Source organism: Pseudomonas algeriensis, from assembly GCF_048847255.1.
GTDB lineage: Bacteria > Pseudomonadota > Gammaproteobacteria > Pseudomonadales > Pseudomonadaceae > Aquipseudomonas.
Genome location: NZ_JBKKRK010000004.1, coordinates 39634 through 61178, shown reverse-complemented (window position 1 = coordinate 61178; position 21545 = coordinate 39634). Strand labels below are relative to the sequence as shown.

General features: G+C 59.3%; 15 protein-coding genes and 1 tRNA gene. 4 read left to right on the top strand and 12 right to left on the bottom strand.

Annotated features, from left to right (window positions below; all coding sequences use genetic code 11):
• Positions 1–2292: a hypothetical protein gene (locus ACLK1G_RS07680; protein ID WP_420764890.1), complete on the bottom strand. Its 2292-nt coding sequence runs from the start codon at positions 2290–2292 to the stop codon at positions 1–3.
• 313 nt (positions 2293–2605) lie between these two features.
• On the opposite strand from ACLK1G_RS07680, the gene ACLK1G_RS07675 reads away from it, so the two are divergent.
• On the top strand, positions 2606–3313 hold the full coding sequence (locus ACLK1G_RS07675; RefSeq protein WP_420764889.1) for a CatB-related O-acetyltransferase: 708 nt from the start codon (positions 2606–2608) through the stop codon (positions 3311–3313).
• Between the two features lie 99 nt (positions 3314–3412).
• On the opposite strand, the gene ACLK1G_RS07670 is transcribed toward ACLK1G_RS07675, so the two are convergent.
• The 5 genes from ACLK1G_RS07670 to rpsU form a co-directional block, all read right to left on the bottom strand.
• Positions 3413–3489 (bottom strand) — tRNA-Ile (locus tag ACLK1G_RS07670).
• A 15-nt stretch (positions 3490–3504) separates the two neighbouring features.
• Positions 3505–7248, bottom strand: coding sequence for a bifunctional diguanylate cyclase/phosphodiesterase (locus tag ACLK1G_RS07665; protein WP_420764888.1), 3744 nt, complete (start codon positions 7246–7248; stop codon positions 3505–3507).
• A 123-nt stretch (positions 7249–7371) separates the two neighbouring features.
• Positions 7372–9219 carry an RNA polymerase sigma factor RpoD gene (gene rpoD / locus ACLK1G_RS07660; protein ID WP_420764887.1) on the bottom strand — a complete coding sequence of 616 codons (1848 nt, stop codon included), beginning with the start codon at positions 9217–9219 and terminating at the stop codon, positions 7372–7374.
• A gap of 67 nt (positions 9220–9286) precedes the next feature.
• The gene (gene dnaG / locus ACLK1G_RS07655; RefSeq protein ID WP_420764886.1) at positions 9287–11245 is read right to left on the bottom strand and encodes a DNA primase; all 1959 of its coding nucleotides are present in this window, start codon (positions 11243–11245) and stop codon (positions 9287–9289) included.
• A gap of 480 nt (positions 11246–11725) precedes the next feature.
• Positions 11726–11941, bottom strand: a complete 216-nt coding sequence (gene rpsU / locus ACLK1G_RS07650; protein WP_002551877.1) for a 30S ribosomal protein S21 — start codon at positions 11939–11941, stop codon at positions 11726–11728.
• A gap of 199 nt (positions 11942–12140) precedes the next feature.
• On the opposite strand from rpsU, the gene tsaD reads away from it, so the two are divergent.
• Positions 12141–13166 carry a tRNA (adenosine(37)-N6)-threonylcarbamoyltransferase complex transferase subunit TsaD gene (gene tsaD / locus ACLK1G_RS07645; RefSeq protein WP_420764885.1) on the top strand — a complete coding sequence of 342 codons (1026 nt, stop codon included), beginning with the start codon at positions 12141–12143 and terminating at the stop codon, positions 13164–13166.
• A gap of 8 nt (positions 13167–13174) precedes the next feature.
• Here the strand turns inward: tsaD and plsY are convergent, their stop codons facing one another.
• Complete coding sequence (gene plsY, locus ACLK1G_RS07640; RefSeq protein WP_420764884.1) at positions 13175–13744, bottom strand: glycerol-3-phosphate 1-O-acyltransferase PlsY; 570 nt, start codon at positions 13742–13744, stop codon at positions 13175–13177.
• Positions 13745–13818: 74 nt separating this feature from the next.
• Here plsY and folB point away from each other — a divergent pair, with 74 nt between their 5' ends.
• Positions 13819–14172: a dihydroneopterin aldolase gene (folB, locus tag ACLK1G_RS07635; protein ID WP_420764883.1), complete on the top strand. Its 354-nt coding sequence runs from the start codon at positions 13819–13821 to the stop codon at positions 14170–14172.
• Positions 14163–14681 carry a 2-amino-4-hydroxy-6-hydroxymethyldihydropteridine diphosphokinase gene (gene folK, locus ACLK1G_RS07630; RefSeq protein ID WP_420764882.1) on the top strand — a complete coding sequence of 173 codons (519 nt, stop codon included), beginning with the start codon at positions 14163–14165 and terminating at the stop codon, positions 14679–14681. Before folB ends, folK begins: the two co-directional genes overlap by 10 nt.
• Before the next feature lie 46 nt (positions 14682–14727).
• On the opposite strand, the gene ACLK1G_RS07625 is transcribed toward folK, so the two are convergent.
• The 5 genes from ACLK1G_RS07625 to glpE all read right to left on the bottom strand — a co-directional run bounded on the left by ACLK1G_RS07625 (position 14728) and on the right by glpE (position 21524).
• Positions 14728–15957 carry a multifunctional CCA addition/repair protein gene (locus ACLK1G_RS07625; RefSeq protein ID WP_420764881.1) on the bottom strand — a complete coding sequence of 410 codons (1230 nt, stop codon included), beginning with the start codon at positions 15955–15957 and terminating at the stop codon, positions 14728–14730.
• A 64-nt stretch (positions 15958–16021) separates the two neighbouring features.
• On the bottom strand, positions 16022–17587 hold the full coding sequence (locus tag ACLK1G_RS07620) for a SpoVR family protein (protein ID WP_420764880.1): 1566 nt from the start codon (positions 17585–17587) through the stop codon (positions 16022–16024).
• A complete protein-coding gene (locus ACLK1G_RS07615; protein WP_420764879.1) occupies positions 17584–18855 on the bottom strand; it encodes a YeaH/YhbH family protein in 1272 nt (423 codons plus the stop codon). The genes ACLK1G_RS07620 and ACLK1G_RS07615 overlap by 4 nt, the downstream gene beginning before the upstream one ends.
• A 117-nt stretch (positions 18856–18972) precedes the next feature.
• Positions 18973–20895 carry a PrkA family serine protein kinase gene (locus ACLK1G_RS07610; protein ID WP_420764878.1) on the bottom strand — a complete coding sequence of 641 codons (1923 nt, stop codon included), beginning with the start codon at positions 20893–20895 and terminating at the stop codon, positions 18973–18975.
• A 299-nt stretch (positions 20896–21194) separates the two neighbouring features.
• Positions 21195–21524 carry a thiosulfate sulfurtransferase GlpE gene (gene glpE, locus ACLK1G_RS07605; protein ID WP_420764877.1) on the bottom strand — a complete coding sequence of 110 codons (330 nt, stop codon included), beginning with the start codon at positions 21522–21524 and terminating at the stop codon, positions 21195–21197.
• Between the last annotated feature and the right edge of the window lie 21 nt (positions 21525–21545).

Sequence of the window (21545 nt, the reverse complement as noted above, 5' to 3'; positions counted from 1 at the left end):
TTACAGGCTCCGGCGTTCGAAGTAGCTGATGGCAGGCAAGGCCAGCGCTTGCCAGGCTGGGGCGAGGTGCGCTTGCGAAGGCCTGAGCCAGAGGCCGTCCTCGCCGATCAGTTGTTCCGCGGGCAGCAGCAGCAAATCGTCGAGCGTAAACGACTGCGCCGCGCCTCGATCCTCATCGTCTTCGGTTTCCCAGTCGCGTTCGAAACACCGGACCCGCAGCTTTTCTTCATCGAAGCCTTCGAACTCGGGCCGATTGCCCAGCCATCGCGGATGAATCCGCAGCGTGTGCGCCTGGACATCGAGAAGCATCAGTTGCCAGCCCCGATAACTTCCGCACAGCTGCGCCACGTCAGTTGCCATGCGGGTCAGGGCCAGGTAGCGGCCATCCGAGGACCAGATCATCGAAGGGGCCAGATCGACCAAGGCGCAGCCTGAAGCCGTCAGCAGATAACCGCCAAGCCGCGGCGTACCGGCGCGCACCCAGCTGTCGGCATATTCGGTCTCGCTGCCGAACAGCCAGGCGGCGTCCCGATGAGTCGGCGCGGGCTGGATGAAATCGCCATCGGCAGTCGCCGCCTGCGGCCGATCCACCAAGCGCCACGGGGGGATGACGTTTAGTTGCGAGTCTGTGGGCTGCAACTGCACCGTGTCGTAGAACGGCCGGGATTGCTCGTTGGGGCGACAGAAAAACGCGTCGCTGCCGACCTCTGGCGCCGCGACATTGAAGCGCCGGAGCGGGCTGCTCTGCAGATCATTGTCGAGACGACCTACGACCACCGCCAGACTCAACCGACCATCGCGAAAGTCGAGGATCCGTTCTACCCACATGGCGGGCCCTTTCAGCAGGCGCCGCTCTTGCACGTCGGCCACCACTGCATGGGTGGCAACGGTCGTTGCCCCTCCAAAAGGCAGCAGCGCCAGGTAGCGACCACAATCCGAGGCGCGATGATCCAGCAGCCAGCGTTCCGGCAGGATCCAGTCACCGATCTGGCAGCGATAGGCACCAAGCCCTTCGCGATTGTCACCCTGCCAGCTCAGGCGCGCGTTTGTGCCGCCCAGCAGCGCTTGTGTCTCGATGTGCGAATCGCCCCGGCGGCCCGGGCTGTCCAATGGCATGACGATGGCCATGCGCGTCAGCTTGAACTCGCCCACCTGCACCCGACCCTGAATGTCGTGGCCCGTCTGGGTCTCGGTATCGCTGTGGATGCTGTCCAAGCGGTAGCCATACTGGCCGGAACCCGGTCGTGGATAGTCGAGGTAAGCGTCGATATGCACTTGGCCTGCATCGAGCTTCAGCAAGTCATGCCAATAAAAAGACGGTTCGGTGGTGCTCTTGATCCAAGGCAAGGGCAGGTCGCGCCAGCCTTTCTCCACTTGCCACGACCAATACCGTTCGCCTTGCGCCTCGTTGGCCTGTTCCCCGGCCAGGCACACCAGGGCGCGGTGATCGGTGCTCCACACCAATGGCGCATCGGCGGTCATCAAGAGCCCGGACGGCTGCCCATTGATGCTGACGGCATAGCGCGGCGAATACAGTGGCTCCAGGGGTCGGTCCAAATCGCGCAGCGTAGCCGGCAAGATGATGTTGCCAGCCAGGCATTGTCGACCATCAGCGGACGGACGTTCGAAGGTAGGCTGGAGATTGTCCGGGTGCCAGCCAGGCTCCAGCCAAAGATCCGCGACGGGAATCAGGTCGACTGCCTCTGCGGTTTGTAGCAGCTTTTCCAGGCGAACCTGACGGACGCCGTTATCGACCAATGGGCTGTAGCGGCCGCTCAGTTGATCAGAATCAAAAGCGTCCAGCTCCCAAAATTCGCTTTCGGCGCAGCGGTATAAGGTGCGCTGCTGGCGGTCGAGAATGACCAGTCCCCAGTCCTGCCGTGACGGCACCGGCGCGGCAAAATAGCGCCCTTCGCTGGAAAACACCGCCGAAGAGCCGATCCCTTGCAAAAGTACGCCGTCTGGAAACAAGTAATCGCAATACACAGGACCGCCCATGGCGATTTCACTGTGGTTGAAGACCCGGATTGGCTCGCCTTCCGGGGTCAGAAGCGGCTCGTTACCGCCCCAGGCGCTTGGCCCCTTGGTGGAAACCGGTGCCAACCCAAGGCGCCGCTCCAATTTGCTGACACAGGCGAGCCCGACAATGATGGCGATGATCGCCACGAGAATGCCCCACCACTCCGGCAGCGCCCGGCCCAGGCTGAAGCCCAGGCCAAATATGGCACCCACCGTCAGCCGCGCGATGCCCCGGCCCATCGTCAGAGCGCCCAGGCGCGCGGCGAGGCCCATCAGCGACCCTAGGAAAATCACTGCCAGCAAGGCCAGCGGCGGGGGCAGAACGGTAACGAAAAAGGCTGGCACCACGAGGATGGCGAGTTGCCAGAAGAGTTCGAGGAACAGGCGGGACAGGCTGGGAGTGGCGATGATGGAGGTCTCTCGAAGGCCGGGGTTTGCAATTGTAAGTGAGCCGCACTGAAAAAAAACGACGGGTCGAGGCTAACCGGCTTCATGAGGATTTTCAGAATGGCCTGACATACACGGCCCGGTATCTCTGCTGCAATTGCGTTCCGCTATGAACTGCTTTGCAGTCTTGGGAAACAAGATGGGATCGTTAAAAGATTTTTACTGGAAGCGTTGGGTCAAGAGACACCGGTGCAAGCTTGCTGGCGGCCTCCAATCGCTGAGCAGGAGGACAGAGCTGACCCTGGAAGAGGGCGTTGCCCTTGGGCACGTCGACATTGACTCGCCGCGTCTCGCGATCGGCGCCCACACTTATATCCGCAGTGGCAGCCATCTATCCCTGGTGGCATCGATCGGTCGCTTTTGCTCAATGGGCACTGGCGTGGTGATAGGCCAGGAAAAGCACACGCATCCCATCGATTGGCTCAGCTCTCATCCTTTCCAATACACGGCTTCCCCGCTGAGTTACCGTGCCAGGACCCAAATGGCCACGATTGGCCACGACGTCTGGGTGGGCAGCCATGCCATGGTCATGGAGGGCGTCAACGTCGGCACGGGCGCGGTGATTGCAACCCGGGCAGTCGTGGCCGGGGATGTGCCGGCCTACGCAATCGTAGCGGGCGTCCCGGCCAAGGTAGTGCGGTTCAGGCACGCTCCTGATGTTATCGAGCGCCTGTTGGCGAGTCGGTGGTGGGAAATCGAGGTGGAGGAATTGAAGACGCTGCCCCTCGACGAGCCTGAAACCTGCCTGGAACTGCTGGAGCGCAAAGCTCCAGCGGCTGCTCAGTACCGAAAAATCAGCGTGACACGTAAGGGTTGTCGCGCGGGTGAAATGATGACCGTGACGTAGTGCTTGCGATTGATGGTTGTACGCTTTTTTCTGGCCCCGACAAGTCAAGATGATGACCGTCAGGAAAAGCAAAAGCCGCGCAACGCGCGGCTTTGGAGTTGGTGGGCCCACACGGACTCGAACCGTGGACCAAAGGATTATGAGTCCTCTGCTCTAACCAACTGAGCTATGGGCCCTCAGTAGGCCGCGGATTATAGCGACGGTTTCTCGGCTGTGCTATCCGAAAAATCCGATACGGTTACACGCAGAAACGTTGCGGCAAACTCTTCGGCGCACAGGGGCAGGCTGACAATGTAGCCCTGGATCTGTTCGCAGCCCTCCTCGGCGAGGAATTGTTGTTGGGCCAGGGTTTCGACGCCTTCGGCGATGATGGTGAATTGCATGCTGCGACCCAGGGCGATAATTGCCCGTACGATGGCCGCGTCGTGGGGGTCATCGGGCAGGCCGCGGACGAAGGATTGGTCGATCTTGAGGATATCCAGCGGCAGGCGCTTGAGGTAGCTGAGTGAGGAATAGCCGGTGCCGAAGTCGTCGATGGCCAGTTGCACACCGAGTTTTTTCAACTGGTGCAACACTGCCAGGGCTTCTTCGGCCTGGCTCATGATGAAGTTTTCGGTAATCTCCAGTTGCAATAAGCCCGGTTCGAGATGGTTTTCCCGCAAGAGTTGTTCGATACGACCCAGCAGGTTGGGTTGGCGCAGTTGGACGCCAGCCAGGTTCACTGACAGCGGGCCGAGGCTTTCGTGAGTGCAATTCCATTCGCAAAGCTGTCGGCAGGCGGTCTCAAGCACCCAGTCGCCGATCTGCAGGATCATCCCGTTTTCTTCGGCCAGTGGGATGAAGTGTTCCGGGGGCACGTCGCCGAACGTCGGATGGGTCCAGCGAATCAGTGCCTCGGCGCCCACCAGGCTGTTGTCGACCAGGCTGATTTTTGGCTGGAAAGACAACGACAACTCGTTGCGCTCGATCGCCCGTCGCAGTTCGTGTTCCAGCGCCACGCGCTCGCTGGCTTGGGCCGTGAGGTCGCGGGTGTAGCTTTCTACCCGGTTGCGCCCCTTGGCTTTGGATCGGTACATCGCCGCGTCGGCATTCTTGACCAGCGTGGCCACGTCGCAGCCATCCTGAGGATACAGGCTGGTACCAATGCTGGCGCTGATGAAAAACTCGTGTTCACCTGCCTGGAAAGGCGCGCCAAAACAGTTCAGGAGTTTTTGGGCGATGTGCTCGGCGTCGCTGGGCTGTTGCAGGCCAGGCAGCAGGATGATGAACTCGTCGCCTCCCAGGCGCGCCACTGTGTCGATGTCCCGTAGCTGCTCGCGCAGCCGTACGGCGATGCCCTTTAGCAGCAGGTCACCGACCGGGTGCCCGAGGCTGTCGTTGATGTGTTTGAAACGGTCCAGATCAAGGAACAACACTGCGCCTTGTCCCCCGTTTTCCTGCTGGCTGTTCAGGGCGGTCAGCAAGCGGCTTTCGAACAAGGTGCGATTCGGAAGGCCGGTGAGCGGGTCGTGGTGTGCCTGGTAATCGAGTCGGGCCTGGGCGTGCTTGAGGCTTGAAATATCGGCAAAAACCGCAACGAAGTGAGTGATTTGATGGCCCCGGTTGCGAACGGCGCTGATGGTTAGCCAGCTGGGGTACAGTTCCCCGTTTTTACGTCGGTTGGAAATCTCTCCTTGCCAATGACCCTCCGCCGTTAGCTGATGCCACATTGCCGCATAGAAGGCACTGTCATGTAGGCCGGAGGCCAGTAAGCGGGGGGTGTGGCCCAATGCTTCGCTTTCGCTATAGCCGGTGATTTCGGTGAAGGCGCGGTTGACGGCGTTGATGTGCTGTTGCGTGTCGGTGATCAAGACGCCCTCGGCGGTGCTTTCGAACACGGTGGCTGCCTGTTGCAGTTTTTCCTGCATGAAGTGGCGCTCAGTGATGTCCCGGGCGATGGTCAGCATGCAGTCTTCATTGCCGATGGGCAGGGGACGGCTGGACACCTCGCAGAGCCGGATCTGCCCATCGTTGCGGCGGATATGGCAGCTGAAATCCTTGACGAAACCGTCCCGTTGCAGCAGGTCGAGCATCTGTTTGCGTTCGTTGAGGTTGACCCAGATGCCGAGGTCCAGCGTGGAGCGATCCACCGACAGGGCGCTGTTGAAACCGGTGATGCGACTGAAGCCCTCGTTGACTTCTATCAGCAGGCCGTCGCTTTGCCGGGACAGCAACAGGCCGTCGGGCGAGGCATGAAAAGCCTTGGCGAACTTTTCTTCGGAGGTCTGCAGTTGTTGTTGGGTTTCCTTGAGTTGGCTGATGTCGCGCACGACCACCACCAGGGCGGGGGTGGTGTCGAGATCGAAGGGTTCGGCCGAGATCAGGCCGGTAAACACCTGGCCGTTGCTGCGTCGAAAGGGCATTTCGAGGTTGCGGATGCTGCCGGCCTGCAAACGCTGCAACAGGCTTGGCCCGACGCCTTGGATGCCCCAGATGTCCAGGTCGGTAGTGTTTTTGCCAATCACCTGGTCGGCACTGATGCCGATCTGTTCCTCGAAAGCTTTGTTCACTTCCAGCAGGCAGCCGTCCTGCAGGCGCGCAATCACCAGGATGTCGGGGCACTGGCGAAACACCGAGGCGAATTTTTGTTCGGAAAGACGTAACGCTTCCTCGGTGTGCTTGGCTTCACTGATGTCGATCATCAAGCCACGCATCAGCGGCTCGTGGCCGTGCTGGATGAGGCTGACGATATCCCTGACCCAGAGGCAGCGACCATCAGCAGTGATGACCCGGTAATCGACGCAGTGATCGCGGCCGGCAAGCACTTCGTGGTCGCAATAAGTCTGGGCGCGTATGAGGTCTGCCGGGTGGATGATGTTGCGCCAGAAGCCAGGAATGAGCCAATGGGCGAGAGGGTAGCCGAGCAGCTCTTCGGCGTGGGGCGACACGTAGCTGTAGGTGAAATCGCTGACCCTCGCTTCCCATGCGATGGCCGAAAGGCTCTCGACCAATCCCCGATAATGGTATTCGCTGCTGCGCAGTTCCTGTTCAAGATCGACTCGCCGGGCTATTTCCGAGCTGAGGCGACGATTGATGCGAATCACCACGGCCAGGATGCCGCCCAGCAGAAGCATTCCTGGCAGGCCGTAAAGCAGCAGATCTGACCAGAGTTGACGATAATCGCGCACATTGCCGATCCACTTTTCCTGGATCTCGCTGATCTCGGCGGACGTCATGTCAGCCATCACTTTGTCCAGAATGCCCACGAGAATCTTGTTTTCCTGGGGGACGGCCATCGCCAATTGATACCGGTAAGGCGTTTCCCCGCTTACATAAAGCCCATCAAGCTTGAGCTGGCGCAGGCTCCAGACGCTGGAAGCAAGGTCACCCACCACGGCATCCACCTGATCCGTCGCCAGCGCCTGCAAGGCCGAGCTGACGTTGGGCAGGGCAACCAGATTCAGGTCGGGATGGTGATTGCGCAACAACTCGTGGGGGGCATAGTTTTCCACCACGGCGATCTTCAAGCCGTACAAGTCCTCCAGCCTGCGCGGTTGGGCGCCACCGTGATGGGCGAGGATGACAATCGGGAAATCCAGGTAGGGACGGGTAAAAGCCAGATAATTCTGGCGTTCGGGGGTGGACATGATGCCCGGCAAAAGATCGATTTTGCCCTGTGCGACCTGCTCCAGCACCACGGTCCAGCTCACTGGCTCGATGGGCGTCAATGTAATCGCCAATCGCTGGCGAATGATATCGACGTAATCGGCGGCCAGGCCTTGGTAGCGCCCCTGATCGTCGCGGAATTCGAACGGCGGCCATGAGGCATCGACACCCAGGCGCAGGTCGGGGTGGTCCTTGAGCCAGCGGCGCTCTTCGTCGGTGAGCGTCAACGCGCCGGCCGTCGCGGTCCAGGTCATCAGTGACAGCAAAAGCACGGCCGTCAGTCTGGGCATCACGGTCTCGTCTTGGCTTGGGGAGGATGTTTCGAGTGTAGACGGGCAAAAGGGCGGGGGTGGCAACGAAAGCGTTTTATCTGCGCATAGCAAAACCCCCGGCAGGGCCGGGGGTTTTGAAGGTCACTCGTCGAGGAAGGAGCGTAGATGCTCGCTTCGCGTCGGGTGGCGCAGTTTGCGCAACGCCTTGGCTTCGATCTGACGAATCCGCTCACGGGTCACATCGAACTGCTTACCGACTTCCTCGAGGGTGTGGTCGGTATTCATGTCGATGCCGAAACGCATGCGAAGAACCTTGGCTTCACGGGCCGTGAGGCCGGAAAGTACTTCGCGAGTCGCTTCCTTGAGGCTCTCAACGGTGGCGACATCGATCGGCGACTGCATGGTGGAGTCTTCGATGAAGTCACCCAGATGGGAGTCTTCATCATCGCCGATCGGGGTTTCCATGGAGATCGGCTCTTTGGCGATCTTCAGTACCTTGCGGATCTTGTCCTCAGGCATTTCCATGCGTTCGCCCAGCTCTTCCGGGGTCGGTTCGCGACCCATCTCCTGCAACATCTGCCGGGAAATACGGTTGAGCTTGTTGATCGTCTCGATCATGTGCACCGGGATACGGATGGTGCGGGCCTGGTCGGCGATCGAGCGAGTGATCGCCTGACGGATCCACCAGGTAGCATAAGTCGAGAACTTGTAGCCGCGACGGTATTCGAACTTGTCCACCGCTTTCATCAGGCCGATGTTGCCTTCCTGGATCAGGTCGAGGAATTGCAGGCCACGGTTGGTGTACTTCTTGGCGATGGAGATCACCAGACGCAAGTTCGCTTCGACCATCTCTTTCTTCGCGCGGCGGGCCTTGGCTTCGCCGATCGACATGCGACGGTTGATGTCCTTGATTTCAGCGATGCTCAGGCCGGTCTCGGTCTCCAGCGCGCTTAGCTTCTGCTGGCAACGAATGATGTCCGGTTGCAGGCGGGCAATGGCTTCGGCGTATTTGCTCTTGCCCTTGGCCAGTGCATCGGTCCAGCTTTCGTCGACTTCGTGACCAGGGAACTGGCGCAGGAAGTCTGCACGGGGCATGCGCGCATCACGAACGCACAATTGCATGATCGCGCGCTCTTGCTGACGCAGGCGATCCAAGGCACTGCGAACACGCTCTACCAAGCCCTCGAACTGCTTGGGTACAAGCTTGATCGGCATGAACAGCTCGGCCAGCGCCAACAGCTCGGCGATTGCCTGCTTGTTGTTGCGACCATGCTTTTTCAGGGCCTTGCGGGTGATCTCCATCTGGTCGGCCACGGCACCGAAGCGCTGGGCAGCGATGACCGGATCGGGACCGCTTTCGGCCTCTTCTTCGTCGTCGCTCGCTTCGGCGTCTTCGTCATCGGTATCGTCGTCAGCCTTGGCGGCTTTCGCGTCGATCGGCGGCGGCACTTCAGCGGCAGGCGGCGCGATGCCGTCGTCCGGGTCGATGTAGCCGCTCAGGACGTCGGACAGGCGGCCACCTTCGGTGGTAACGCGGGTGTACTCGGAGAGAATATGGTCGACCGTGCCAGGGAAGTGCGCGATCGCGCCCATCACTTCACGGATGCCTTCTTCAATACGCTTGGCGATTTCGATTTCGCCTTCACGCGTGAGGAGCTCTACCGTACCCATTTCACGCATATACATGCGCACGGGGTCCGTGGTGCGACCAATGTCGGTCTCGACCGCCGCCAACGCTGCGGCCGCTTCTTCAGCGGCCGCCTCGTCGGTATCGGCGTCGGCCAGCATAAGGGCATCCTTATCTGGAGCAACCTCGAATACGTTGATCCCCATGTCATTGATCATGCGGATGATGTCTTCCACCTGTTCCGGATCTGAAATATCCTCCGGCAGGTGGTCGTTGACCTCCGCGTAAGTCAGGTAGCCCTGCTCACGACCCAATAGGATCAACTCTTTGATACGAGACTGCTGTTGCGCTTTTCCGGACATAACACCCTATCCACTGAAGGTCTTGGCGGGCAAAAAACAAGCCGAGGATTATACCTGAGCTGTGACCTCACGCGCCAGTTGAGGTCGGGTTTGATGCGCAAACATTGCGGCTGAGTAAATCCCGCAATTGGTTTTTCTCTTCGCTGGTCAACTCGCTCTGGCGAGCTTTGCGCAGAAGTTGTTCCAGGTTTCGCTCGCGTTGGCGGGCGGACAAGCTAGTAATGGTGTCGAAAAACTGTTGTTCAAGGTTGTCTCCCTCTATCAGCCATTCCTTCTCGGCCAGCGCCTTCAAGAGGCGCCCCTGCTCGGTGCCATGCCACCGAGCGATCAACTGGAATGAGTTTAGCTTGGGGTTCTTCTGCACGGCTTCAAGGAGTGCGACCAGCAATTGTGTATTGCTGTGGTCCTCGGCGGCAAAATGTCCTGCGTCCTCGACCTTCTCAGCCAGTTGCGGGTGATGCAGCAAGGTGCGCAGGGCGGCCAGTGTTGGTGGTTCGACGGCGGCCGGCACGCGCGGGACACGTGGCTGGTCGCGATCGCCCCGCTTGCCGTTCTTGTCCCAGGGTTTCTTGTCCCATTTCTTGCCGCCACCGGCGGTTTTTTTCGACGTCCATTCCTGCTGAGGCGCGTAATCCTGCTGAGGTTGATGATAGTCGGCGAAATCCGGCATCGCGTCGTAATCGATGCCTGGGTCATACGCTGGCGGTGCTTCCTGCGGAGCGCTGTGCACCAATTGATTCATCGCTTCGTTGTTCAGGCCGGTGATTTCGCTGAGCCGTTGGCGCATGAGGGTGCGCAGGTTGGCACCGGGCACCTTGTCGATCAGCGGCGCCGCGAGAGTGGCCATGTGGGCCTTGCCTTCAAGGGAGCGTGGATCGGCTTCTTCGGTCAGTTGCTGGAAAAAATAATCGGCCAGCGGTTGGGCGTGCTGGTTGATCCGCGCACGAAATGCGTCGGTGCCTTCGGAGCGCACCAGGGTATCCGGGTCCTCGCCTTCGGGCAGGAACAGGAAACGTGCACGTCGCCCGTCCTGCAGGCATGGCAATGTCGCTTCCAATGCGCGCCAGGCGGCGTTGCGTCCCGCCTGGTCGCCATCGAAGCAGAACAGCACGCTGGGCACCACGCGAAACAGGCGTTTCATGTGTTCTTCGCTGGTGGCCGTTCCCAGGGTCGCAACGGCGTTGCGCAAGCCTTGCTGGGCCAGGGCGATAACGTCCATGTAGCCTTCCACGACAATGATCTCGTCGAGGTTGCGGTTGTTCTTGCGTGCCTCGTAAAGGCCATAGAGTTCCTGGCCTTTATGGAAAACCGGGGTTTCCGGAGAGTTCAGGTACTTGGGCTTGTCATCGCCCAGAACCCGGCCGCCGAAGGCGATGATGCGCCCGCGTGTATCGCGGATCGGGAACATCACTCGGTCACGGAAGCGATCGTAGCGCTTGCCTGTCTCGGCGTTCTCGATGAGCAGGCCTGCGTCGATCATGGCGCGCTGCTGGAGCGTGTCGCTGCTCAGGTGTTTGTACAGATTGTCCCAGCCGGGCGGGGCGAAGCCGAGGCCGAAATCCCGGGCAATCTCGCCAGTCAATCCGCGACCCTTGAGGTAGTCCACCGCCGCCTTGCGCGCGGGGTGGCTTTTAAGCGCCTGGCGATAAAAATCCGCTGCCGCCGTCAGCAGCGGATAAAGCGGCGAATCGGTGGGTTGGCGTGGCTTGTGCTGCCGGCCGCTCTCTTCCCGTGGAATTTCCATGCCTGCGGCTTTGGCCAGTTCTTCGACTGCCTGGGGGAAGTCCAGGTTGTCGTGGTCCATGATGAAGCCGAGGGCATTGCCGCCCGCGCCGCAGCCAAAGCAGTAATAGAACTGCTTGTCGGGGCTGACGCTGAAGGACGGGGTTTTCTCTTTGTGAAACGGGCAGCAGGCGGTGTAGTTCTTGCCTGCTTTCTTCATTTGCAGGCGAGAGCTGACCACGTCGACGATGTCGGTGCGGTTCAGGAGGTCGTCAATAAAGCTCTGGGGAATTAGCCCGGCCATGGCGTTCTCATCATCACTGCGCGAAATAGGGATCCGAAACCAGCAGGCATGATCGATTCCAGGTTTCGAGGCACGGCAAAAAGGTGGCTCGACCGGATCGTTTGCTTCATTGCTGTCGGAAGTGTATCTGCCGATTGTCCACTGACGTTAATTACTATCAGTACTCGACTGTATGAATGTGTTGCGCTGAATCCGGTAACGGCCGATCTGGCCACGGATAGCTCATGAGGCGGGCACGCAGGCAGGTGCCTTGGGCTGATCGTCGTTAGAGGAATCAGGGTGTGCTCGTCAGTAGCCTTGGAAGGCTCGTCAGAAGAGACGTGCACCGCTGGCAAAAGAGCCAGGTCTGACGCGGTGAAGCGGGTTGTCTAGGTCGCGTCTGCGACTTTGACGGTGAAGCATCAAGCGTTGTTCCGCAAATGCCATAAGCCCGGCTTGAAGGCCGGGCTTGGCAAGAAGCTTGCGACGGGCGTCTGTGTATTAGTACAGACGTACGGCGCGGCGCTGTTCGCGCTGAACTTTCTTGGCGTGACGCTTAACAGCGGCTGCTGCTTTGCGCTTACGCTCGGAAGTCGGCTTCTCGTAGAATTCGCGGCTACGAACTTCAGCCAGAACACCGGCTTTTTCGCAGGAGCGCTTGAAACGACGCAGAGCTACGTCGAAGGGTTCGTTCTCTTTTACTTTGACGGCTGGCATCCAGAGCTACCTTCATTCATTACCGGGGTCAACATCCTCGCGGCAAAAGAGCACTTGAAGACGTCGGTTTTTAAGGGTTGCGGATGTTAACCCCTCATCGCTCGGAATGCAAAGCCTCTGATCGAAAACCGCTGGTCGGGGCACAACGCGGCGACTATTATGCGCGCCTTCGAATTCAGCCTCTACAAGGCGCAAACCCATGCTAGTACTGGGATTAGAAACATCCTGCGACGAAACCGGCGTTGCCCTCTACGACAGTGAGCGCGGCCTGCTGGCTGACGCTTTGTTCAGTCAAATCGACCTGCATCGCGCCTACGGCGGCGTGGTGCCCGAGCTTGCGTCCCGCGACCACGTCAAGCGCATGCTGCCCTTGATCCGCCAGGTCCTGGCCGAAGCCGACTGTGTGCCGACCGAGATCGATGCCATTGCCTATACGGCCGGGCCGGGCCTGGTGGGCGCGCTGCTGGTCGGCGCTTCCTGCGCCCAGGCGCTGGCCTTTGCCTGGGGCATCCCGGCGCTGGGCGTGCATCACATGGAAGGCCATCTGCTGGCGCCGATGCTGGAGCCGCAGCCGCCGCAATTCCCGTTCGTCGCTTTGTTGGTGTCGGGTGGGCATACCCAGCTGGTCCGCGTGGATGGGATCGGTCAATACGAGCTCATGGGTGAATCGCTCGATGATGCCGCCGGGGAAGCTTTCGACAAAACCGCGAAGATGATGGGGCTCAACTATCCGGGCGGGCCGGAAATCGCACGGCTGGCAACCCAGGGTGTTGAAGGACGTTTCGTCTTTCCGCGTCCGATGTGCGATCGACCGGGTCTGGATTTCAGCTTCAGCGGCTTGAAAACCTTCGCGCTGAACACCTGGCAGCAATGTGTCAGCGCCGGGGACGACAGTGAGCAAGCCCGTAGCGACATCTCCCTGGCGTTCCAGCAGGCCGTGGTAGAGACTTTGACCATCAAGTGCAAGCGCGCGTTGAAGCAGGCCGGGCTCAAGCGTCTGGTTATCGCCGGCGGCGTGAGCGCGAACAAGGCGTTGCGGATATCCCTGGAAAAAATGCTCGGCGACATGAAGGGCGACGTTTACTACGCTCGACCACAGTTCTGCACGGATAACGGCGCGATGATTGCCTTTGCCGGCTGCCAGCGCCTGCAAGCGGGCCAGCAGGAGAGCCTGGCGATCAGCGTGCAGGCCCGTTGGCCAATGGAGCAGTTGTCGCCGCTGTGAAGCGACGTTTAGAAATGCCGTTCGCGCCCGGCGAACAGGTCGCGTAGATTGCCCCGGTGACGCCAGACGATCAGCGCGACGAGCGCTGTCATCGGCAGCAGGGCCGCCGGCTCCTGCCAAGCCAGTAATGGCAGGGTGAGCGGTGTGGCGATCAGCGCGGCCAGGGAGCTGGTGCGGGTCAGGTAGAAGGTCAGCAGCCAGGTGCAGACGGCAAGCAGGGCGGCGGGCGGATACAGGCCCAGCAGCATTCCAGCGGCGGTGGCGACACCCTTGCCGCCACGAAAGCGAAAATACAATGGGAACAGATGGCCGATGACGGCACAGACGCCGATCCAGGCCTGTTGCTGTAACGACAGTCCTGCAAGGCTGGCGATCAGTACCGGGAAGAGGCCTTTGCAGAGGTCACCGAGCAGGGTCAGGATGGCGAGTTTTCGTCCGGCCAGGCGTAGCATGTTGGTGGCGCCGGCATTACCCGAGCCACTCATTCGCGGATCCGGACGACCGGTCAGGCGGCTGAGCAAAATGGCGAAGGACAGTGAGCCGAGCAGGTAGGCGAGGATCGCCAGTAACCAAAACATGCTAACCATTCCGGGCGGGGACGCCCTGATTCTAACGGCGCAATGCGCCCTTGTCGTGCTGCGGAGAAGAGTGCTTGGACAGAGTTTTTATCGAAGGCCTTGAAGTCGACACGGTAATCGGTGCCTACGACTGGGAACGAGGCATCCGACAGTGCCTGCGCCTTGACCTGAGTTTTGCCTGGGACAACCGTCCGGCCGCTGCGGGCGACGACCTGACCCTGGCGCTCGATTACGCCAGCGTATCGTCACGCATCCAGGCGTTCGCCGAGCAGGCGCAGTTCCAGTTGGTCGAGACCTTTGCCGAACGACTGGCCCAGGTGCTCATGGATGAGTTCGAAATCACCTGGCTGCGCCTGAAAGTGACCAAGCCTGGCGCCGTACCGGCTGCCAGCGGTGTGGGCGTGGAGATCGAGCGCGGATGTCGCTGACACAGGTTTTCCTCGGGCTTGGTAGCAATATCGAGCGCGAAACCCATCTATGCGCGGGGCTTGAAGCACTGGCCGGTTTCCTGGTGGACATGCGCTGTTCGGCCGTGTTCGAGAGCCAGCCGGTGGGTATCAAGAGTGGGCCTTTTTTCAATTTCGTCTTGTCGGCCTTCACTGACCTGTCGCTGATTGAGTTGGACCGTCGCCTCAAGTTCATCGAGGCCGACAACGGTCGTTATGCACCGGACCGCAAGGGCCTGCCGCTGGACATCGACGTGTTGTTGTATGGCGAGCAGGTAGGCAACTTCGACGGCTTGATCCTGCCGCGTGCCGAAATTCTCAAGAATGCCTTTGTCCTGTGGCCTTTGTCTTTGATCGCGCCGGATCGAATCCACCCTGGCGTGGGCAAAAGCTTTGCCACGTTGTGGGAAGAGGCGCAGATCGACCAGGTATTGGCCCCGGTGGCTTTCCAATGGCGAGGGCAGCAGCTTACGCCGCCGGATCTGCTCTGAGGCGGCGGAACCCCCGGCGAACACGTGGAAACTGGCACGACCGCCTTTAGTTCGCTGCTGCTTCCTTGTAGGCCTTCAATGCCCTGAGGCGCTCACGCTTGATTGCCTCACCCAGTTCCTGTCCCTTGAAGCCCTTTTCCAACAGCGGCTGCACCGCCACTGCGCGAGCCGCTGCCGCGGCTCCCCGCAGATAATCAGCCTGTGGATAATTCCGTTCCTCAAGCCCCTTGCGCCCCCGTGCATCCATTTCGCAGGCCATGATGAACTCCTCGAAGCGCTGGGGACGGCGGTACACATCAAAGCTTTGCAACAGTTCCAGCAGCGTAGACGCCTTCAATTCAAGCGCGCGGTGTCCATGCGTGTGATATTGGCCAACCAGCAGTGCCAATTCCTGACAGTCGCGTGGCGCCTTGAAGCGTTCGTTGACCGCTTTGATCAGCTTCAGCCCCTTGTGCTCATGGGCGATGTGTCTCGGCCATTCATGCTCGGGTGTCAGGCCTTTGCCCAGGTCATGCAGCAGGCAAGCCCAGCGCACGGTCAGCGGTTGCCTGTGCCGTGCCGACTGTTCCAGCACGCTCAGCGTGTGAGCGCCGGTGTCGATTTCCGGATGATGGACTTCGGGTTGTGGAACGCCAAACAGCGCATCCACTTCGGGCATGAGGATTTTTAGGGCGTCGCAGTCGCGCAGTACCTGGATAAATACCTGGGGCTGGCTCTCCATCAGCGCTCTGGAAATTTCCTTCCAGCTGCGTTCAGCCGTCAATGCCTCCAGTTCGCCGGATTCGCTGAGCTGGCGCATCAGCTCGAGCGTCTCGTCGGCCACCTTGAAACCCAGGGGGGCATAGCGTGCCGCAAAACGTGCAACGCGCAAGACTCTAAGGGGATCTTCGGCGAATGCGGGGGAAACGTGACGGAGCAAGCGTGCTTCCAGATCGCGCTGCCCGTGGTAGGGATCGGTGAGATTGCCGTGGTCGTCCTCGGCCATCGCGTTGATCGTCAAGTCTCTGCGGACCAGGTCTTCTTCGAGCGTGACCTCGGGGCTGGCATGGAACACGAAACCACCATAACCTCGGCCGTTCTTGCGCTCCGTGCGGGCCAGGGCGTATTCCTCGCCAGTCTTTGGATCAAGAAATACCGGAAAATCAGCCCCTACGGGGCGAAAACCCTTGGCGAGCATCTCCTCGGCAGTGGCGCCCACCACGACCCGGTCAACGTCGGTGACGGGGATGCCTAGCAGGCGATCGCGTACAGCGCCGCCGACTTTGTAGATCTGCATAAAAAACCTCCGTTGGGCCGACAGGATAAACCTTTATGTCGGACGTTCGGAGGCGAAAGCGTGATCAAAGATGAATGACGGCCAGATCCAGGCGCCCATAATCTCCTTCGGCTTGTTCAGTGCGTGGCGGCACATGATGGGTTTTCATCACTTGATCGCCCTGCAGGGTTTCCAGATGGATGTCGAACCCCCATAGACGATGCAGGTGCTTGAGTACCTCATCCGTTGATTCGCCTAGCGGTTTGCGGTTGTGCTGCTGATGACGCAGAGTCAGTGAGCGATCACCGCGGCGGTCGATGCTGTAGATCTGCACGTTGGGCTCACGGTTGCCCAGATTGTATTGCGCCGCCAGGGTTTCCCGGATGACGCGGTAACCACCTTCGTCATGGATGGCGGCCACCAGCAGGTCATCTTTTTGATCGTCGTCAAGGATGCTGAACAGCTTGAGGTCGCGTATTACCTTGGGCGACAGGTATTGCAGGATAAAACTTTCATCCTTGAAGCTGCTCATCGCGAATTTGATCGTCGACAGCCAGTCCGAGCCGGCGATTTCCGGGAACCAGCGGCGATCTTCCTCCGTAGGGTTTTCGCACATGCGCCGGATGTCCCGATACATGGCGAAACCCAGAGCATAGGGATTGATGCCGCTGTAATACGGACTGTCGAAGCCGGGCTGAAACACCACGCTGGTATGGGAGGTCAGGAACTCCATCATGAAGCCGTCCGTGACCAGGCCCTCGTCGTACAGGTCGTTCATCAAGGTGTAGTGCCAGAACGTCGCCCACCCTTCGTTCATGACCTGGGTCTGGCGCTGCGGATAGAAATACTGGGCGATCTTGCGCACGATACGCACGATTTCCCGTTGCCAGGGCTCCAGCAGCGGCGCATGTTTTTCGATGAAGTAGAGAATGTTTTCCTGGGGCTCGGCCGGAAAGCGTGCGTTGTCCTTCTCGTTGTACTTGTCGACGCCTTTGGGAATGGTCCGCCATAGGTCATTGATCTGTTTCTGCAGATGTTCCTCTCGATCCTTCTGGCGTCGCCGTTCCTCTTCGGCGGAGATCGGATAGGGTCGCTTGTAGCGGTCCACGCCGTAGTTCATCAGGGCATGGCAAGAGTCCAGCAAGTCCTCCACCGCGTCGATGCCATGGCGCTCTTCGCACTGCATGATGTACTGCTTGGCGAAGACCAGGTAGTCGATGATCGAGCTGGCATCGGTCCATGTGCGGAACAGATAGTTGCCCTTGAAAAAGCTGTTATGGCCATAACAGGCATGGGCCACCACCAGCGCCTGCATGCAGATCGTGTTCTCCTCCATCAGATAGGCGATGCATGGGTCGGAGTTGATCACGATCTCATAGGCCAGGCCCATCTGGCCCCGGCTGTAGGATTTCTCGGTACTGAGAAAATGCTTGCCATACGACCAATGGTGATAACCCAACGGCATACCGACGGATGCATAGGCATCCATCATTTGCTCGGCGGTGATCACTTCGATCTGGTTGGGATAAGTGTCCAGGGCATAGCGATCCGCGATACGGCTGATCTCGCGGTCGTATGCTTGAATCAGCTCGAACGTCCATTCGGAGCCGGTGGAAATAGGCTGGCGTTTCTGCTCTTTTTTGGCGGTCATGTCACTAACCTGCGCTGGAAGAGTTCACGGAAGACCGGGTAGATATCCCCGGCCGAGACCAGTTGCTGCTGGGCAAAAGTATCGGAAAACGCTTCGGCAATGCGTTCGTATTCATACCACAGCGCTTGATGTTCGCGCGGCGTAATCTCGACGTACGTGTAGTACTGGACGAACGGCATGATCTGGTTGATCAGGATGTCGCGACAAATCGGCGAGTCGTCGTTCCAGTTGTCACCGTCGGACGCCTGGGCCGCATAGATGTTCCATTCGTTGGCGGGGTAGCGTTCAGCCATGATTTCCTGCATCAGCTTCAGGGCGCTGGAAACAATGGTGCCGCCGGTTTCCCTTGAATAGAAAAACTCTTCTTCGTCGACTTCCCTGGCGCTGGTGTGGTGCCGGATGAACACCACATCGATCTTGTCGTAATTCCTCTTGAGGAACAGGTACAAGAGGATGAAGAACCGCTTGGCGATGTCTTTGGTGGCCTGCGTCATCGAGCCGGACACGTCCATCAGGCAGAACATGACCGCCTTGGAGCTAGGATTCGGTTGCTTCACCAACAGGTTGTATTTGAGGTCGAAGGTATCGAGGAACGGCACGCGATGGATGCGCGCGCTAAGACGCTCGATTTCCGCTTCCAAGGCCTGGATGTCGCCGAAATTGTCCGGCTCCTCCTGCTTGAGGCGGGCAAGCTCCTCCTTGGCCTCGCGTAGTTTCGCCCGGCTGCTGCCCGAAAGCGCGATGCGACGTGCGTGGGCAGAACGCAGGGTGCGGATGATATTGATTCGCGCCGGATTACCCTCATTGCTGATACCGGCGCGCACGGTCTTGAAAGTATCGGTGCCGGTCAGGTTGCGTTTGACCAGGTTTGGCAGTTCCAGGTCCTCGAACATGAATTCAAGGAACTCTTCTTGGGTGATCTGGAAGACGAATTCATCCATGCCCTCGCCGGAATTGCCAGCCTTGCCCGGGCCCTTGCCGCCGCCTCCACCGGGTGGGCGAGGGATATGCTCGCCGCTGGTGAATTCCTTGTTTCCAGGGTGTACGACGGTCTGCTTGCCGCCTCGGCCATGGTGAAGCACCGGCTCGTCAATATCCCGGCCAGGAATGCTGATCTGCTCGCCATGTTCCATATCCGTAATGGAACGACGACTGACCGCCTCCTCGACGGCCTTCTTGATGTGGTCGCGGTAGCGCCGCAAGAAACGCTGGCGATTTACCGTGCTCTTGTTCTTGCCATTCAGGCGTCGGTCGATCACATAGCTCATGGGTGCCCTCCGGGCAGCTTCAAGTGGTGAGCTGCAAGCTGCAAGTGGAAGCAGTAACCCGGCTCCAGGGTTCACGCGCTTTCCTCTTGCAGCCTGTCGCTTGCGGCTTGTTGCTGGCTATTGTGATTTACGGACCCGCAGGTACCACTCGGACAGCAGCCGTACCTGTTTGTCGGTATAGCCACGTTCGACCATGCGTGTAACGAAGTCGTTGTGTTTTTGCTGGTCCTCTTTGCTGGCCTTGGCATTGAAGCTGATGACGGGCAACAGGTCTTCGGTGTTGGAGAACATTTTCTTCTCGATGACCACCCGAAGCTTCTCGTAGCTGAGCCAGGTCGGGTTCTTGCCGTTGTTGTTGGCCCGGGCGCGCAGGACAAAATTGACGATTTCGTTGCGGAAGTCCTTCGGATTGCTGATGCCCGCGGGTTTCTCGATCTTTTCCAACTCTTCGTTGAGCGCTACGCGATTGAGAATCTCGCCCGTTTCCGGATCGCGATATTCCTGGTCCTGGATCCAGAAATCCGCATACAGCACGTAACGGTCGAAAATGTTCTGGCCGTACTCGCTGTAAGACTCCAGGTAGGCCGTCTGGATCTCCTTGCCGATGAACTCGATGTACCGTGGCGCCAGGTACTCCTTGAGGAAACGCAAGTAGCGCTCCCGGGTCTCCGCCTGGAACTGCTCCTGCTCGATCTGTTGCTCGAGAACGTACAGCAGATGGACAGGGTTGGCGGCGATTTCGTGGGGGTCGAAGTTGAACACCTTGGACAGAATCTTGAACGCAAAACGGGTCGACAGTCCGTTCATCCCTTCGTCCACGCCCGCGTTGTCCCGGTATTCCTGGATCGACTTGGCCTTCGGATCGGTGTCCTTGAGGTTTTCGCCGTCGTACACCCGCATCTTCGAATAGATGTTGGAGTTCTCCGGCTCCTTCAGGCGCGACAACACAGTGAACTGGGCGAGCATCTTCAGCGTGTCGGGCGCGCAATGGGCTTTGGACAGCGAGCTGTTGAACAGCAGCTTGTCGTAGATCTTCACCTCATCGGAGACGCGCAGGCAGTAAGGCACCTTGACGATGTAGATCCGGTCGATGAAGGCTTCGTTGTTTTTGTTGTTGCGGAAGGTATGCCATTCCGATTCGTTGGAGTGAGCGAGCAGAATGCCGCTGAATGGTATCGCCCCCAGCCCCTCGGTGCTGTTGTAGTTACCCTCCTGGGTGGCGGTCAGCAATGGGTGAAGCACCTTGATCGGCGCCTTGAACATCTCGACGAACTCCATCAGGCCCTGGTTGGCCCGGCACAGCGCGCCCGAATAGCTATAGGCATCGGCGTCGTTCTGTGGGAATTCTTCTAGCTTGCGGATATCGACCTTGCCCACGAGGGCCGAGATGTCCTGGTTGTTTTCGTCACCTGGTTCGGTCTTGGCCACCGCGATCTGGTTGAGGATCGAAGGATAGAGCTTGACCACGCGGAACTGGCTGATGTCGCCGCCGAACTCCGCCAGGCGCTTGGTGGCCCATGGCGACATGATGGTGTTGAGGTAGCGACGGGGAATGCCGAAGTCCTCTTCGAGGATCGCGCCGTCCTCGGTGGCGTTGAAAAGCCCCAGGGGCGATTCGAAGACAGGAGAGCCCTTGATGGCGTAGAAGGGCACTTTTTCGATCAGTTGCTTGAGTTTCTCGGCCAGGGACGATTTACCGCCACCGACGGGGCCGAGCAGATAGAGAATCTGCTTCTTCTCCTCCAGGCCTTGGGCGGCATGGCGGAAATAGGACACGATCTGTTCGATGCATTCCTCCATCCCGTGGAAGTCTGCAAAGGCCGGGTAGCGCCGGATCACTTTGTTGGAAAAAATCCGCGAGAGCCTCGAGTTGGTCGAGGTGTCCAGCAGTTCCGGTTCTCCGATTGCCAGCAACAGACGCTCCGCAGCCGATGCGTAGGCACTGCGGTCTTGCTTGCAGAGTTCGAGGTATTCCTGCAGCGAGTACTCCTCCTGCCGCGTGGACTCGAAACGTTGCTGGAAGTGGCTAAAAATACTCATGACGTCACCTCGCTCGATACGTGGAGCCGGTGTCGGATCAATCAGTCGATGCTGGACAGCCGCTGGGACCCCAGTTGCCGTTTTACCCCCCAGAATGCTTTCAAGAATGCGGCTCCTGAAAGCTGACTCCCGATGATCCGCGCGCCGGTGTACCGGCTCTCCCCTGTTTTGGATGGCCTGAGGCTAAGGATAGTTCGGAATCCGAGAGGTAAAGGTTGAATACGTAATTAGTTGTGGCAGACCGTTCGTCCGCCATCGCCCAAGCCCGCGGTTCTCGTGGGCTTGGGTGTCATAAAAAATTATTCGTGGGTGCCTTGCTCTGTTTCATCAGGATAAACCGTGCGCCACAGCTCAAAGCCGCCGTCCATGCTGTACACGTCACTGAAACCCTGGCTGACCAGGTAAGCCGCTGCGCTTTGGCTGGAGTTGCCGTGATAGCAGACTACGATGGTAGGCGCATCGAGATCAGCGCCCTGGATGAAAGCGTGAAGGGAATGGTTGTCCAAATGCTTGGAGCCACTGATATGTGAAGTTGCGTAAGTGGCCGGGTCGCGCACATCGACGAGCACCGCGCCTTGTTCACGCAGGGCCTGGGCCTGCTCGGGGGAGATGCGTTTGAATTCGGTCATGAGGTACTCCTGTGGCCTTGG